Origin of the sequence: Exiguobacterium antarcticum DSM 14480 (genome assembly GCF_000685865.1) — a bacterium.
In the GTDB taxonomy this organism is placed as follows: Bacteria; Bacillota; Bacilli; order Exiguobacteriales; family Exiguobacteriaceae; genus Exiguobacterium_A; species Exiguobacterium_A antarcticum.
In genome coordinates, this window is the sequence record NZ_JMKS01000003.1 from 1,132,111 (window position 1) to 1,146,275 (window position 14,165).

The 14,165-nt window shown below is 48.6% G+C and carries 15 protein-coding genes and 1 tRNA gene; 5 read left to right on the plus strand and 11 right to left on the minus strand.

Features of this window, described 5'->3' with window-relative positions; genetic code table 11:
• Positions 1-125: 125 nt before the first annotated feature.
• The 5 genes from P404_RS0106620 to P404_RS0106640 all read right to left on the minus strand — a co-directional run bounded on the left by P404_RS0106620 (position 126) and on the right by P404_RS0106640 (position 5,949).
• Positions 126-3,866: a S8 family serine peptidase gene (locus P404_RS0106620; protein ID WP_026830341.1), complete on the minus strand. Its 3,741-nt coding sequence runs from the start codon at positions 3,864-3,866 to the stop codon at positions 126-128.
• A 249-nt stretch (positions 3,867-4,115) separates the two neighbouring features.
• Positions 4,116-4,188, minus strand: a tRNA-Ala gene (locus P404_RS0106625).
• Between the two features lie 108 nt (positions 4,189-4,296).
• On the minus strand, positions 4,297-5,076 hold the full coding sequence (tatC, locus tag P404_RS0106630) for a twin-arginine translocase subunit TatC (RefSeq protein WP_026830342.1): 780 nt from the start codon (positions 5,074-5,076) through the stop codon (positions 4,297-4,299).
• 7 nt (positions 5,077-5,083) lie between these two features.
• Positions 5,084-5,290: a twin-arginine translocase TatA/TatE family subunit gene (locus P404_RS0106635; RefSeq protein ID WP_026830343.1), complete on the minus strand. Its 207-nt coding sequence runs from the start codon at positions 5,288-5,290 to the stop codon at positions 5,084-5,086.
• Positions 5,290-5,949, minus strand: coding sequence for a redox-sensing transcriptional repressor Rex (locus P404_RS0106640; RefSeq protein ID WP_026830344.1), 660 nt, complete (start codon positions 5,947-5,949; stop codon positions 5,290-5,292). Before P404_RS0106640 ends, P404_RS0106635 begins: the two co-directional genes overlap by 1 nt.
• Before the next feature lie 156 nt (positions 5,950-6,105).
• Here P404_RS0106640 and P404_RS0106645 point away from each other — a divergent pair, with 156 nt between their 5' ends.
• The gene (locus tag P404_RS0106645; RefSeq protein WP_026830345.1) at positions 6,106-8,007 is read left to right on the plus strand and encodes an ABC-F family ATP-binding cassette domain-containing protein; all 1,902 of its coding nucleotides are present in this window, start codon (positions 6,106-6,108) and stop codon (positions 8,005-8,007) included.
• Positions 8,007-8,399: a hypothetical protein gene (locus P404_RS0106650; RefSeq protein ID WP_026830346.1), complete on the plus strand. Its 393-nt coding sequence runs from the start codon at positions 8,007-8,009 to the stop codon at positions 8,397-8,399. Before P404_RS0106645 ends, P404_RS0106650 begins: the two co-directional genes overlap by 1 nt.
• A gap of 101 nt (positions 8,400-8,500) precedes the next feature.
• Here P404_RS0106650 and P404_RS0106655 read toward each other — a convergent pair whose 3' ends face one another.
• Together P404_RS0106655 and P404_RS0106660 are read right to left on the minus strand one after the other, a co-directional pair.
• A complete protein-coding gene (locus tag P404_RS0106655) occupies positions 8,501-9,094 on the minus strand; it encodes a flavin reductase family protein (RefSeq protein ID WP_026830347.1) in 594 nt (197 codons plus the stop codon).
• Positions 9,095-9,117: 23 nt separating this feature from the next.
• A complete protein-coding gene (locus tag P404_RS0106660; RefSeq protein ID WP_026830348.1) occupies positions 9,118-9,516 on the minus strand; it encodes a DoxX family protein in 399 nt (132 codons plus the stop codon).
• Between the two features lie 183 nt (positions 9,517-9,699).
• On the opposite strand from P404_RS0106660, the gene P404_RS0106665 reads away from it, so the two are divergent.
• Both P404_RS0106665 and P404_RS0106670 read left to right on the plus strand, forming a co-directional pair.
• Positions 9,700-10,020 (plus strand): winged helix-turn-helix transcriptional regulator, encoded by a 321-nt coding sequence (locus tag P404_RS0106665; RefSeq protein WP_014971504.1) that lies wholly within the window; start codon positions 9,700-9,702, stop codon positions 10,018-10,020.
• A 116-nt stretch (positions 10,021-10,136) separates the two neighbouring features.
• Entirely contained in the window at positions 10,137-10,592 is a 456-nt protein-coding gene (locus P404_RS0106670) for a flavodoxin (RefSeq protein WP_034774081.1), read from the plus strand.
• Positions 10,593-10,650: 58 nt separating this feature from the next.
• Here the strand turns inward: P404_RS0106670 and P404_RS18205 are convergent, their stop codons facing one another.
• The 3 genes from P404_RS18205 to P404_RS0106685 are packed head-to-tail and all read right to left on the minus strand — an operon-like array spanning position 10,651 to position 12,710.
• On the minus strand, positions 10,651-11,547 hold the full coding sequence (locus P404_RS18205) for an IS3 family transposase (RefSeq protein WP_420864599.1): 897 nt from the start codon (positions 11,545-11,547) through the stop codon (positions 10,651-10,653).
• Positions 11,490-11,999, minus strand: a complete 510-nt coding sequence (locus P404_RS19095) for a helix-turn-helix domain-containing protein (RefSeq protein ID WP_051590468.1) — start codon at positions 11,997-11,999, stop codon at positions 11,490-11,492. Before P404_RS19095 ends, P404_RS18205 begins: the two co-directional genes overlap by 58 nt.
• 57 nt (positions 12,000-12,056) lie before the next feature.
• Complete coding sequence (locus P404_RS0106685) at positions 12,057-12,710, minus strand: TVP38/TMEM64 family protein (RefSeq protein ID WP_026830351.1); 654 nt, start codon at positions 12,708-12,710, stop codon at positions 12,057-12,059.
• Between the two features lie 158 nt (positions 12,711-12,868).
• Here P404_RS0106685 and P404_RS0106690 point away from each other — a divergent pair, with 158 nt between their 5' ends.
• A complete protein-coding gene (locus P404_RS0106690; RefSeq protein ID WP_014971509.1) occupies positions 12,869-13,534 on the plus strand; it encodes a haloacid dehalogenase type II in 666 nt (221 codons plus the stop codon).
• Between the two features lie 45 nt (positions 13,535-13,579).
• On the opposite strand, the gene P404_RS0106695 is transcribed toward P404_RS0106690, so the two are convergent.
• Positions 13,580-14,149: a hypothetical protein gene (locus P404_RS0106695; RefSeq protein ID WP_026830352.1), complete on the minus strand. Its 570-nt coding sequence runs from the start codon at positions 14,147-14,149 to the stop codon at positions 13,580-13,582.
• Positions 14,150-14,165 lie beyond the last annotated feature (16 nt).

Genomic DNA, 14,165 nt, shown 5'->3' on the forward strand with positions numbered 1-14,165 from the left:
CGGAACTTGATAAACACCTAAAGCGTTGTCTCAGCCGTTCAGACGGAAACGTTTTGTGTCCGACCACAAAAAAAAGTGCCGGACAGGACGGAATTCCACCCTGCCAAGCACTTTTCATAAAAGAATTACTTCTTCGTAATGACAACTTTTTTCTCGACGACATGGCCGCCTAAGTCAGTCAGTTTCAGGTTGTAGACGTTTTGACCTTTTTTCAAGGTAACGGTTTTGTTGATTGTCTTCTTGAATGCACGCATCTCGTATGGTTCTTTGAACGAACGGCGGTACTCGGCATTGCCGTTCAGATCAAAGCGTAACTCATCGTAGTTGTCGCGCAGGACGATCGTCATCTTCGCTGTTTTGGTTTTGCTTGAAACCGTTGTTGGTGCCGTCACACGGATCGTCGGACGTTCCGAATCGATGATGACTTGACGGCTGAAGGCGACACGGTTGCCTTTTCCATCGTACGCTTCGACTTTAAACGATTTCACGCCGTCTGTCGTATACGTGATGTTCTGGCTGAACGCATAGTGTTGTTGCGCGGCATCCCAGCGTAATTTCACGGATTTGCCGTTGATTTTAAATGACTTCACGCCTGACTCGTCGGCAACGTTACCTGTTACGGTCACTTGTTGCGACGTCGTTAAGGCAAGTGCTTCCGGTGTGTCGATTTGGACACTCGGCACCGCTTTGTCGACGCCTGTCGTGTTGACGTTTTTCTTGACGATGTTGCCCGCGTAATCAGAGACGACGAACGTGACTTTCGCGCGGCTCGGAAGATCCGTCAGCGTGTAATTTTTAGCAGACGGAGCAAGCGGTTGTTTCAAGACACTTTTGCCGTCAACGAGAAGATCAAATGAAGCGATACCTGTTCCTTGATCACCGGCTGTCCATGAGACGGCCTTCTTGTCAGCATCCCATTTGACGGTCGCAGCCGGTACTTTCGTATCGACATAGATCGGGAATGTCGCGGTCTGCCATTTCGCATTCGGGTAATCGACGACTGATTTCACTTGGTAGTAGTACAGACCGTCTTTGACTTTTGAACCGTTGATCGTTCCATCCCACGCGGCGTTCGTCACCGGCGTAAAGCCTGGTTCCGCTCCACCATCGTAGTAGTTCTTGACGACATCCGACTGGGTTTCGAGTTTACGGAGTGGTGACTGGTTGCGGTCGAGAATCGAATACTCGACTTTCTTCGCATTCCGTAAGAACGAGAGAACCGGGAATGCCTCATCCGCACTGCCGTCGCCGTTCGGAGAGAACGAAACTTTTTCTTTGACGACTTTACCGAGCGCATTCGTACCGAGGAAGTTAAAGTCATCCTTCACTTCTGTCGCAAGACCCGTGATGCCGTAGAATGTGTTGCCGTCATAGAGTGGCGCATCCACGATCGGTGCTTTGTCCCATGCCCCTTTAAAGCCGACATACGGAACCGTCAACTCCGGGTTTTTGCTGTTTGCATCGACGAGACGGACGAATCCTTCGACGAAGTAGCCGTTTTCGAAGATCGTGTCGAGTGGTGCACCGTTCGCCCAATCAACCGTGTCTTTTAAGTCGACCGTGACGTTAACTTTCGTCGTACTCTTCGCATTGATCGCGACCGAGCTTGCTTTCTTCGAGCCGACCGTGAAGGAAATCGGGAACGTGCCTTTGTTGGCATCGACCGCATCCACTGTTCCTTTTTTGAAGATACCATTCGCCTCGAGCAGGTTCTGACCTTCAACTGCGAGATCCGATTGAACGGTACCGGCCAGTTTGTACGTTAACTTCTCATTGCTGTAGTTCTTCAAGTCTAACGTGAAGGTGAACTTGTCACCGACTTGTTTTAAGGCTGCTTTTCCTTCGCCCGACTTCGTTTCCGTCACGACGACCGGTGTTTTCATCGCCGCACGCAAGTCCATCAGACCCGCTCCTTCACGACGCGGCGAGTAATAATTGCCGGTTTTCGCTTCCGCATTGTACTTCCCTTTATCGAGTTGCGGACGTGATGTGTTCATCAAGATCGTCTTCGCGAGTTTGACACGTGTCGCACCGCTGACCTTAAAGTCCTTGTCGATCCGTTGCATGACAAGCGCCGTTCCACCGGCGACGTGTGGTGCCGCCATCGATGTCCCGCTCATGACGCCGTATTCGTTATCGTTGAGCGTCGAATAAATTTTTCCGCCTGGTGCCGTGATTTCCGGCTTGAAGTCAAGGTTCGGTGTGACACCCCATGACGTGAAGTCAGACATTTCGCCGGCAACCGGATTCGGACTGGAGACCGCTTTTCCGTCGAACGTCACCGTCAATGCTTTGCCGTCTTTTGCTTTCGCTTCGAGTTCGTTTCCGTCGGCAATGCTTAACGAGACGAGCGGAATCGTTGGTTTATTGAGCGCCATGCTGACGTAATCCCCGTGATCGACCCGACCGCGGACGATGACACCGGCTGCGCCTTGTTTCTCGGCTTCCGCCTGAATCATCCCGTAGTTGAAGCTGCCGTTCCGGACAACGAAGACGACTTTATCTTTGACGTCTTTATCCGCATAATTCGTTTCACTGCCATCACCGACATAGACGACATCCATCTTCTCTTTATCGAAGACCGCAATCGGATTCGGTGAATCTTGTTTTTGATAGGCGAGGTAACCGGCGTCCTGCCCGTCGACCGTCAACGCCATTCCTTCGAGTGTCAGCTGTGTGTTCTCGACCGATGCGACTTGTAGTGACTCACTGATCAAGCCCGGTGAACCGACGACACCGACGTCCGGATTCGACGCGTAGGGGTTTCCGGCGCCACTTCCGGCAAATGCCGAGTTTCCGGCTGAAATCGCACATAAAATGCCGTTGTTCATCGCATTAACGATTGCTTTTTGTTCCGGATCATCTTTTTGGACGAATGATGCCGTTGAACCGAGACTCATGTTGATGACGTCTGCTCCAAGCGCAATCGCATCATCAATCGCTTTGATGTAGATGTCACTGAATGTCGACGGCATCCCCGGGTCGTTTCCGAATACTTTCATCGCAAGAAGTTGTGTCTCAGGTGCAACCCCTTTGATGCCACCGTTCGCTTCATCGCCATTGGCACCCACTGTACCGGCAACGTGCATCCCGTGCATCGAAGCGCCCGGCCCGAGATCACGGATTTCGCTGTCGTGATCCGCATAGTTATAGCCATACGGTACTTTTTCCGTGAAGTAGTTTCCTTTTAGGCCTTTTGACGATTTAAAGCCTTCGACTTTTGATGATGTCAAATCGACTTTTGTCTCCGGACTGAGGACCATGTCCTTGTGCGTCGGATCGATTCCCGTATCGATGACGGCGACGATCGTCCCTTCCCCTTTATACCCGTAGTCCTGCCACGTCTGCTTCGCATTGACCATGTCTTTGCTATGTAACATGTTTGGCGTCGCGCCCTTTTCGACTTCCGGACGCGCATATTCGTGTGCGATATGTACATTTTTGATGCCGCTTAATTTCTTCAGTTCCTTGATTTCACCATATTTGACTTCCCCGCTGAACCCGTTCAAGACGGTCGTGAAGCTTTCCTTATAGGCAACCGCGATGTCTTTTTGAGCAATCGCTGCTTTGACTTCCTTCTGTTTGTTGACGATTTGATTCTTGAGAATGATTTTTTCCGTATTGCTTAACGCGCTGTAGCGTTTATTCTGGGCTTGTGCGTGCTCGATTGCTGCTTTTTGATCGAGTTCGACGACGATCCGGACTTTTTCATTTTGGCTGTATGACTTTTCCTGACCCGTTTTCTTGAGTGAGAGCGCTTGTGGTTTTTGTACATCCACTTTTTGTGATGACACATGTCCCTCAGCATGAACTAGGCTGGAAGATGTCATGAGGGCTGCTGCCACCAGTGCAATCTTCTTCTTCATTCTTTTTTCCCCTTTTCCGAAAGATGTAATGTGACCGAAAATCATTCCAAACTAAAATTCTGTATTTTCAGTTTAATTAATTTTCTCTTAATATACAATTTAAATTTGGTGCTTTTTAAAAGTATTTGTTTGTTTATGTCACCTGAAAATCAAATAACTCCTATATTTACCTTTTTTCATAAAAGGAATCATGATAAGGAAACACAAAAAAACCCTTGGTTTCCCAAGGGTTTGATCGATAAAACGGAATGGAGACTATCGGGCTCGAACCGACGACCTTTTGGCTGCCAGCCAAACGCTCTCCCAGCTGAGCTAAGCCCCCGTGTGTTTCTATTAAGAGTATAACCAGTCCTGTACATTTTTTCAATATAAAATTAGACCGCTTACAAAAAAACTCTCCTTGTCGCCTGGACAAAGAGAGTTTCACTACTTATTTATTTAAGTCACGCATCAAATCCGCCTGTCGCTCCAGTTCTGCCTGTTGCTCCAAGATCAGGACTTTTTTATACGTCCGCGCTGAAATCAGGATGCTGATTTCATATAAGACGAACAACGGGACAGAGATCATTAAATGCGAGGTGACGTCCGGTGGTGAAATCAACGCCGCGACGACAAATAATGCAAAGTAGGCATACTTCCGATTCTTCCGCATGAAGAACGGTGTCACCAGTCCGAGACGTGTCAAAAACATCGTCACGACGGGGAGTTGAAACAAGACACCAAACGGAATCGTCAATCGAATCAGGAAACTGAAATAGTTCTCGACGCCGATGACTTGTTCGATGCCAAGCTCTTGTCCGAGCTCCGTCGATACTTCAAGTAAAAACGGTAACAGCCAAAAGTAAGAAAACGAGATGCCGGCTAAAAATAAGAAGAACGTTACCGGAATATAGGTCAACGTCGCTTTTTGTTCTTGGTCATGCAAGCCGGGACGGATGAATGCCCAAAGCTGATACATCCAAAACGGTGACGCCAAGACGATTGCGATGATGAACGCAAGATTCAGATACAACATCAGTGGATCCGCCACGTTAAAGGCATTCAGCCCGATTCCAAGTTCTTTTAAGTCAGCCTGCAAAAATCGGACAAGCGGACGGACAAGCGGAAAGGCTGCGACGAACATGACCACCACGATGATGAGCGACCAGACGATCCGCTTGCGCAGTTCATCTAAATGCGTCGTCATACTCTGTTCTTGATCGATCGCCATGATTCACTCACTTCTCTTTCGTTTCGTCCTTTTTGTCTTTATCATCGTCCATGATGCCATGTGTTGCGCTCTTGAACTCTTTTAATGTCTGACCGGCGGCGCGGCCGAGCTCCGGTAATTTCTTCGGTCCGAAGATGATCAAGGCGACGACACCGATCAAGGCGATACTCCCTGGTCCCATAAATCCGACTGTTAACGGAATAAGGTTTTCCATTATGATTTCACTCCTTCAGCTGATTGCGAATAATGCTTCATGAAATAAACAAGCGACTGCAACTCGATCGACAAATCGATGTGATGGACCCGAACGTGAGCCGGTACGTTCAACCGGGCCGGTGTAAAGTTCAGAATGCCGGTCACACCATACTCAACTAACTCGTCCGCTACTGACTGCGCGAACTGCGACGGTACCGTCAAGATGGCAACATCAACCTTGTTCGCTTCGATTTGTTCTTTCATATCAGACACGTGATAAATCGGAACGTCTTGTGTCGTCGTTCCGACCTTCTCCTCATCGGCGTCAAACGCGATGACGATACGAGTACTATTATTCTTTAAAAAGTTATAATTTGCAAACGCTGTTCCGAGATGTCCGACCCCAACGAGGGCGACATTCGTGACTTCGTCTTGGTTTAATGTTTTTCGGAAAAATGTCAGTAAATGTTGGACATTGTAACCGTATCCTTTTTTCCCTAACGCCCCAAAGTAGGAAAAGTCACGACGGATCGTCGCCGAGTCGACTTTGACTGCTTCACTGAGCTCTGCTGACGAGACGCGCAGCTTGCCGGAGTTATAAAGACTCTGGATAAAACGATAATATAACGGCAGCCGTTTTGCCGTTGCTTGTGGTATTTTTGTGTCTGGCCCATTCATACTGCAGTTCCCCCTTCGGCCACGTTCTGACGTGGCACCCAAATCAATGCAAAGAATTCTACTCTTCTTGATTGTAAACCACTTCACATAGAGTAACAAATATTATATTCGGCAGGATTTTTCGTGATAGACTAAAGGGTGGAAGGATGGATGGATATGATTCTCTTACAAGTAAACCAACTCTCAAAATCATTCGGCGTGGAGCCGATTTTAGAAAATATTAAACTCGAAGTACAGGAACGGGACCGGATTGCACTCGTCGGTCGAAATGGTGCCGGAAAATCGACACTTTTAAAAATCATCGCCGGAGAACTGTCACATGATTCCGGGGAAATCATGAAGAGTAAGGAAGTCCGGATCGGTTACCTCGCTCAGGACAGTGGACTCGAATCCAACGAATCGATCTGGAACGAGATGCTGACCGTCTTCGAACACCTTCAGGATCAAGAACGTGCATTACGCCGGATGGAAATCGAGATGGGGATGGAGCACATATTAAATGATCCCGTCGCCTATGACCGTCTGCTCAAGACGTACGATCAAGCACAACATGACTTCTCGGAAGCCGGCGGCTATCAGTTCGAAGCCAACATCCGCTCCGTCTTACACGGGATGCGCTTTTATCCGGACGATTATTCCCGCCGGATTCAGACGCTTTCCGGTGGACAGCGGACCCGGCTCGCTTTGGCGAAGATGTTGCTGCAGGCACCGGAACTGTTGATTCTTGATGAGCCCACGAATCACCTCGACATCGATACACTGTCTTGGCTCGAAAGTTACTTATCCGGTTACCGTGGCGCTGTCTTGATCGTGTCCCATGACCGGTACTTCCTCGACCAAGTCGTCAACGTCGTCTATGAGTTGTCACGTAACGTGTCCCGGAAGTTTACCGGCAACTATACAAAATATCTCGAGCAAAAAGCAGCCTTGTACGAACAGGAAATGAAGCAGTTCGAACAGCAACAAGAAGAACTTGCGAAGATGCAAGACTTCATCCAACGTAACATCGCCCGGGCGACGACGACGAAACGGGCGCAAAGTGTCCGCAAACGTCTCGAAAAAGTCGACCGGATCGACCGACCGGATGGTGATGAACGCAGTACCGTCCTGTCATTCCCGATTGAAAAACAAAGCGGCAACGACGTCCTGCAAGTCAATCAACTCGCCGTCGGCTACGAAGAAGCCGTCTCGAAAAATATCACCTTCCGTCTCCAACGTGCAGAGTCTCTGGCACTCGTCGGTCCAAACGGAATCGGCAAGTCGACGTTACTGAAAGTCCTTGTCGGTCGTCTGAAACCGCTGTTCGGTGACTATCGTTTCGGCACCGGCGTTTCAATCGGCTACTACGATCAGGAGCAGGCGGAACTGAACGACCGCAACCGGGTCATCGATGAGATTTGGAACGAGTGGCCGTTGATGCGCGAGCAGGAAGTCCGGTCCGTGCTTGGTCAATTCTTGTTCAGCGGAGACGATGTCTTTAAGCTCGTCCATGAATTGTCCGGTGGTGAACGGGGACGACTCGCCCTTGCGAAGCTGAAATTACGCAAAACGAATCTGTTAGTTCTGGACGAGCCGACGAACCACTTGGATCTCGATTCGAAGATGGTCCTTGAAAATGCGCTCGTCGATTATGAAGGAACCTTACTGTTTGTCTCCCACGACCGTTACTTCATCGACCGTGTCGCGACACGCGTCATCGAGATGAGTGTTGACGGGGTGACTGATTATCTCGGCGATTACTCGTACTATACGGAGAAAAAAGCCGAGAAGGAAGAAATTGCCCGGCTCGAAGCAGAAGAAGCAAAAGCGATCAAGGTCGCTTCGACGAAGACGATTGATAAGGAAGCCCAGAAAGAGGCACGGAAAAAGAAACAGCAACTCGAACAGCTCGAACAGGAAATCGAACGGTTAGAGAACCGGTCGGTCGAAATCGAACAGCTGTTGTGTGAACCGGAAGTCTTTAATGACATTCCAAAAGCAACGTCCCTCTCAACTGAACGCGACCAGATTGATGTCGATTTACTTGAGCTGATGGAACAGTGGGAGTCGTTCCACTGATGCGTTCGAAAAGTTATCTGATCAACCTGATCCAGGGGTTATTGTCCGGTGTCTTGTACTTCGTCCCGATGTACGCCGATTATGTCTCGGCCTTCATCCGACCGGATGCATTTAATGCCGTGTATCCGTTATTCATCTTGATTTCCTGTATGATCGGTCTCGTCATTCAGACATGGAGCGGATTGTTCATCAGTTTGTTGTCCGGCTTATGCTGTACGTTACTGACAACCCAACTTTTCGTCGAGCTCAACGATCCGATGATCGTCATGTATTATGGTGCCGTTTCGCCACTCGTCGCCTTCTTGATCAGTTGTGTCGGCATCTGGGCCCTCGCTGTCCTGTTTTATCTCCTCGACGGCTTCCAGTACAGCAAGCGTCACAACGTCGAGTGATCTTTCCAGCCGGGCAACTCCATTGAATTGAAATAGACGAGGGCAGCGGATACGATACCCGCTGCTCTCGTCTATTCGGCGTGGCTTTATCCGCCTTATTTTTATTTCGTCGGACGAGCAATCGTAAAGATGTCGCCAATCTTGGCATAATCATTGCCGGCAAGACGGGCAATGGCGCCTAAACCGTTGGCATCAATCCGGAACGAGTCGACCAGTTCATCCGCGACGTGGTAACGCACGACTTCCCCAATCAACAGATCGGCTGCGTCCAGTTCAACGTGTTGCGTCAGTTTCAGTTCAAACCGGATTTTCGCTTCCGCAACTGCCGGAACATCAATCAGATCACTCTCGATCAACGTCAGGTTCGTCCGCTCCAGTTCACTTTCACCGTAAGCAAGCGGGGCTGCCGTCTCATTGACCGCTTCGATAATCTCTTCACTGACGATATGGATGACGTACTCGTTATTTAATAAGATATTTTTGGCCGTATCCTTTTCCCCTTGATCCGTCTTTTGGACTGCGATCAATAATTGCGGTGGATGGCTCGAAGCGACCGTGAAAAACGAAAACGGAGCGGCATTAATCGTTCCGTCCGCCCCTTTGGTCGTCACGAAGGCAATCGGTCGCGGGATGATACTCCCAATCAATAACTTGTAGTTTTCCTTTGGACTGAGTGACTGTGCATCAAACTTCATCTTTCATTACCTACTTTCTCTGATCACCCGATTAAGGCGGCGAGTGAATAATCTCCGGCACCAATCAACGCAACACCTAGTGCGATGACGATCAGTGCCATGTTGTATTCGTACCCGTTCTGCGTGACCCAGTAACCATTTTGACCGTGGACCTTGATGATGGCAACAAGCATCGACCCGATAATCAGTGCTGCTGCGAACCATAAGAATAGTCCACTCGCAAACAAGAGACCTCCCGCTAATTCCGCCAGACCGGCTGTTAAAGCAAGTGTTTTACCCGGCTTCATCCCGATCGACTCGAACCAGCCGCCTGTCCCTGCAATGCCATGCCCTCCGAACCAACCAAATAGTTTTTGTGTCCCGTGTGCCGCAAATGTTAATCCAATCACCAATCGAATAAGAAATAATCCTAAATCCATCATCTTGATCAATCTCCCTTTTACTTAATGTTTTTTAATTACTTTTCGTAACCTAAATACGACTATAAATCATCACTTACTAAAAGTAAATAGATTTGTTTTTGTTTATTTTATTACTTTAAGTAAAATAATTCGTATTTTGATGTTAAAGTGGGTATACTAATACTATAGAAAGGATGAGTGCTGATGGAAGAGACATTAATTCCGACTGCCCTTTGTCCCCGAGTCGAACATGCCTTTGAAATTTTGGGCAAGAAGTGGACGGGCTTGATTTTACGTCATCTCATGACGAAGACCTGTCGTTTCAACGAAATTCAAGATGCGATTCCGGAGTTATCTGGTCGTATGTTAACGGAGCGCATGAAGGAACTTGAGGCGGAAGGTATTGTCATCCGGACCGTCATTCCGGAACGTCCGATTAAAATTCAATACAGTTTGACTGACAAAGGTCGTCAGCTTGAACCTGTCATTCGTTCAATCGAAGAATGGGCCGAGCTCCAAGACTGACACAAAAAAGACTCTCCCTATCGTGTGGAGAGCCTTTTTTTATTTCTTCTTTTTGCATTGAGAACGATTATCAATTAAACTAAAGAGGTTCACATCTTGGAGAAAGGATGATTCACATGAACATCATGATTGGTTTTGTCAGCATGTCCGGAAACACAGAAGACATCGTGCAGATCTTGCAGTCGGAACTCGAGCGCAAGGGCTGTACGGTTCATATACAAGAGCTCGATCAGTTATACCCGTCCGACTTTTCCAAATATGATGCCGTTTTACTCGGCTCCTACACATGGGGGGACGGCGATTTGCCGTACGAAGCAGAAAACTTCGTCGACGAGTTGGGTGAAAGTACGTTAAACGGCTTAGCCGCTGCCGCCTTTGGTTCCGGTGACCTCGATTATCCGAAATATTGTGCAGCCGTTGATACGCTCGAACAGACGCTTGTTTCGGCCGGCGCGACAGTCGTCGTTCCTGGACTGAAGATTGAATTCGATCCGAATACACCGGAGAAACAGGCCGCCTGTCACACCTTTGCCGAAGAATTTTTCTTGCGGTCACAACGCTTGCATGCCTAAACCAAAGACCCCGGCTGACATTGAACTGAACCAAAAAAGTTAGACAATAAATAATTTGTCAGGCGACCTTGAGGACCTGAGTCCGGTATTCCACCGGGCTCAGGTTTTTTAGGCGTCTCTTGATACGACGATGGTTATAGTACTCGATATAACGCTTGAGCTCACATTTGAAGTGGTCCATGTCATCGAACTCCTTGAGATACAGGAGCTCTGACTTGAGCACGGCGAAGAAGCTTTCGATGGCTGCGTTGTCGAGACAGTTGCCCTTACGGGACATACTTTGCGTGATGCCGTGCTCGTGGAGTTTACCGATGAACGCTCGGTACTGATAATGCCAACCTTGATCGGAATGGAGGATTGGCCGTTCCTTCCCGTCGAGCTTCCCGATTGCCTGGTCCAACATTTCGCCGACGAATCGGTATGTAGGGCGGTCCGACATCGTATAGGCAATGATCTCACGGTTTCCCAAGTCCATCATCGGCGAGAGGTAGAGCTTCTCCCCGAAGAGGTGAAACTCAGTGACGTCAGTCACCCATTTCTGGTTCAGGCCGGAGGCCTTGAAGTCACGTTGGAGAAGATTCGGTGCGATTTCTCCGATCCGTCCCTTGTAAGAGCGATATCGCTTCATGCGAACGAGACACTTGAGCCCGAGCTCGTCCATGAGACGGCGCACGGTCTTCGGATCGTGCCGGAAGCCTTGGCGTTCGAGAAGTGCGTGGATGCGACGATAGCCACATCGACCCTCGTGTTCGTGGAAGAGGGTATGGATGGCAGCCTTCACCTCCGCATACTTGTCTTCGCCCGTCAGGCGCGTCCGCCAATAGTAGTAGACGCTCCGGGCCATACCGAGCACGCGGAGGAGTCCTAGGACGGGATAGACCGCCCGCAACTCGTCGATTACTTGCGCCTTGATCCGGTTCGTCGCGCATTCTCTTCTTGAACCAAGGCTCTCAATTTTTTTAACGCAGCGTTCTCCATCTCGAGATACTCGACCCGCTCCTTGAGCTTCTCGACTTCTGTCATTTCTTCAAAATCCTTCTTCTTGCGTCTCGCCATCGGGGCACGTCCTTTCGGTCTGGCGACCAGACCTGCGGTCCCTTTCCGTTCATACGTCGCTCGCCAGTTCGAGATCATCCCTGGGGAGGAGATTCTGTATTTTATGGCCGCCTCTATGTAGGACAGCTCATTGGTCGCCATGTCGTTTAATACCTCCAGTTTAAATGCCGGCGAGTGTGTTGTATAGGAAGGATCGAAGATCGTCTCTCCCCATCGCTCATAGAGACGCGACCACTCACGGATTCGTTCACGTGCTATCCCGAATTCCTCCGCCATAATCTGGTATCCGTCTCGTCCCGTCAGGTAATGTTCAGCAACCTTGATCTTAAACGCCTTCGTATATTTGACCATAAAAAACACCCCATAAAAGTTGGATTTTTATGTCCAACTTTTATGGGGCAGTTCACATCAGCCGAGGTTCTTTTTTGCTTTCCAGCGTTTTTGGATGTACCACGGAACAATCGTCAACACAACAAAAACAGTGACGGCTCCGATGATGATGCGTGGATCCTTCGAAACGATACTACTCCCTAAAAAGTTATAGGCAAACGTTCCGGGAATGATGCCGATCAACGTCGCGAGGAAAAACGGCAATAACCGGACCTTCGATAACCCGGCGGCATAACTGATCAAATCAAAGTTAAAGATCGGCAGCAAACGGAAGATCAACACATAGATGAATCCATTTTTCTCAAGTTGGTGCTGAATTTGTTCGACTTTACCGGCACTGTCCTTCTGCTTGATCAGGCCGGTGCCCAGTTTTTTGGCGACGAGAAATGCGACGACGGCGCCCAGTGTCGCCCCGATGACCGTATAAACGGTCCCCATAAGAGCGCCAAAAGCCAGTCCGCCTGTAATCGACAAGACGGAAGCCGGGAAAAAAATCAGTGGACGGATCGTATAAAGCAGAATGTAGAGGATAGGTGCCCACATTCCGAACGATAAAATCCATTCTTTGATATCCGTCGGGTTAATATCGAGATAGGCACGGCTGAACCAAATCAGTCCGCTGATGATCAGGACCAGCAGAAGAATTCGAATAATTTTTTGTTGGCGTGTCATAAAATGTCTCATTTCCTTTCCAGTAGACCCTGGTCTTATCTATCAGTTCCCGAATCCGGCTCGCGTCACGCCTTCTTCTCCTAATTGAATGTGTTTCAGTGAAGTTGGTTTGCGGGAACTACGTAAAAGAGACTATCTCAACTAGAAGGGTGATACTTATGACACAATCGATTAAAGCACTAGTCTTTGATGTATACGGGACCTTATTCGATGTCCATTCCGTCAAAGTAAAAGCAGAAGAATTGTACCCGGGACATGGGGAAGCGATCAGCCAGGCCTGGCGCCAAAAGCAACTCGAGTACTCGTTTTTACGTCAGTTGAACGGTCAATACGTTCCATTCAGCCAAGTCACGCGCGACGCACTCCGTTATGCGCTCTTACAATTAAAATTGCATATCACGGAAGAGAATATCACGGAACTGATGGATGTGTATCTGAAACTCAACCACTATCCGGAAGTCGATACCGTGTTGCAACAGATGGGGGATAAACAACTGGCGGTTTTTTCAAACGGCTCACACGATATGCTCGATCCCTTGATCGAACAATCCGGACTAGCAGACCGGTTCGACCACATCATCAGTGTCGATGACATCAAACAATACAAGCCCACTCCGGCCTCATACATGCATGCCCTCAACACCCTTGGTCTGAAACGAGAAGAGGTCCTGTTCATGTCGTCAAACGGTTGGGACATCACCGGCGCCAAAAGTTTTGGGTTTCGGACGGCCTGGATCAACCGGTCGAGTCTGCCTGTCGAAGAGTTGAACCTTGATCCGGACAGTATTTATGATGATCTAACCGGTTTGCTCGAATGGAAATGAAAAAAGCGATGTTTACCTAGACTCTAGGCGAACATCGCTTTTCATTTAATAATTGGACAGACGGGAGTACCCTTTTTTAAAGAGATCCAGCTTCAAGCCGCCGTCTTTCTCGATGAAAAACAGGTATTCTTTTTGATCGGTATCTTTATAAAAGACTTTGTAAAGCGTCAACGTCCGTTTTTTATTGTTTTCACTGGCCATAACCTGGTGCTTCGAGATGACCTCCGCTTGGATTTGTTCCGCATCGAGTCGGTCGATCATCGGTTGGAAGGATTTCTTTTCTTGCTCCGTTGCCGGCTTGCCTGGTGCAATCGTAAAGAAGTCATCACTTGCCTTATTCGTCAAACCGTATTTCCGGTCTACCAATACAACGTTCTTTAATTCACCGTTGACGGTCTGATCAAACGCATACAGCTTCTCAATCCGTGTCTGTTCCCCTTCCGCCCGACCAATTTCGTACAGGGGCTGCAGTTTCGTATTCGCTTCGACTGCTTTTTTATCTGGTACAAGTTCTTCTTTATAGGCGATTTGATACGCATCGACGATTTCACGAATCTGTAAGCCGATTGCGACAATGACGAGCACACCTAATAACACGATGATGACTTTTTTCATTCCATTTCCCCCATGT

Excerpts from the sequence above, each read along its gene's own strand:
- P404_RS0106620 (WP_026830341.1), bottom strand. The coding sequence starts at position 3,866 with ATGAAGAAGAAGATTGCACTGGTGGCAGCAGCCCTCATGACATCTTCC.
- tatC (WP_026830342.1), bottom strand. The coding sequence starts at position 5,076 with ATGGCGATCGATCAAGAACAGAGTATGACGACGCATTTAGATGAACTG.
- P404_RS0106635 (WP_026830343.1), bottom strand. The coding sequence starts at position 5,290 with ATGGAAAACCTTATTCCGTTAACAGTCGGATTTATGGGACCAGGGAGT.
- P404_RS0106640 (WP_026830344.1), bottom strand. The coding sequence starts at position 5,949 with ATGAATGGGCCAGACACAAAAATACCACAAGCAACGGCAAAACGGCTG.
- P404_RS0106645 (WP_026830345.1), top strand. The coding sequence starts at position 6,106 with ATGATTCTCTTACAAGTAAACCAACTCTCAAAATCATTCGGCGTGGAG.
- P404_RS0106650 (WP_026830346.1), top strand. The coding sequence starts at position 8,007 with ATGCGTTCGAAAAGTTATCTGATCAACCTGATCCAGGGGTTATTGTCC.
- P404_RS0106655 (WP_026830347.1), bottom strand. The coding sequence starts at position 9,094 with ATGAAGTTTGATGCACAGTCACTCAGTCCAAAGGAAAACTACAAGTTA.
- P404_RS0106660 (WP_026830348.1), bottom strand. The coding sequence starts at position 9,516 with ATGATGGATTTAGGATTATTTCTTATTCGATTGGTGATTGGATTAACA.
- P404_RS0106665 (WP_014971504.1), top strand. The coding sequence starts at position 9,700 with ATGGAAGAGACATTAATTCCGACTGCCCTTTGTCCCCGAGTCGAACAT.
- P404_RS0106670 (WP_034774081.1), top strand. The coding sequence starts at position 10,137 with ATGAACATCATGATTGGTTTTGTCAGCATGTCCGGAAACACAGAAGAC.
- P404_RS19095 (WP_051590468.1), bottom strand. The coding sequence starts at position 11,999 with ATGGTCAAATATACGAAGGCGTTTAAGATCAAGGTTGCTGAACATTAC.
- P404_RS0106685 (WP_026830351.1), bottom strand. The coding sequence starts at position 12,710 with ATGACACGCCAACAAAAAATTATTCGAATTCTTCTGCTGGTCCTGATC.
- P404_RS0106690 (WP_014971509.1), top strand. The coding sequence starts at position 12,869 with ATGACACAATCGATTAAAGCACTAGTCTTTGATGTATACGGGACCTTA.
- P404_RS0106695 (WP_026830352.1), bottom strand. The coding sequence starts at position 14,149 with ATGAAAAAAGTCATCATCGTGTTATTAGGTGTGCTCGTCATTGTCGCA.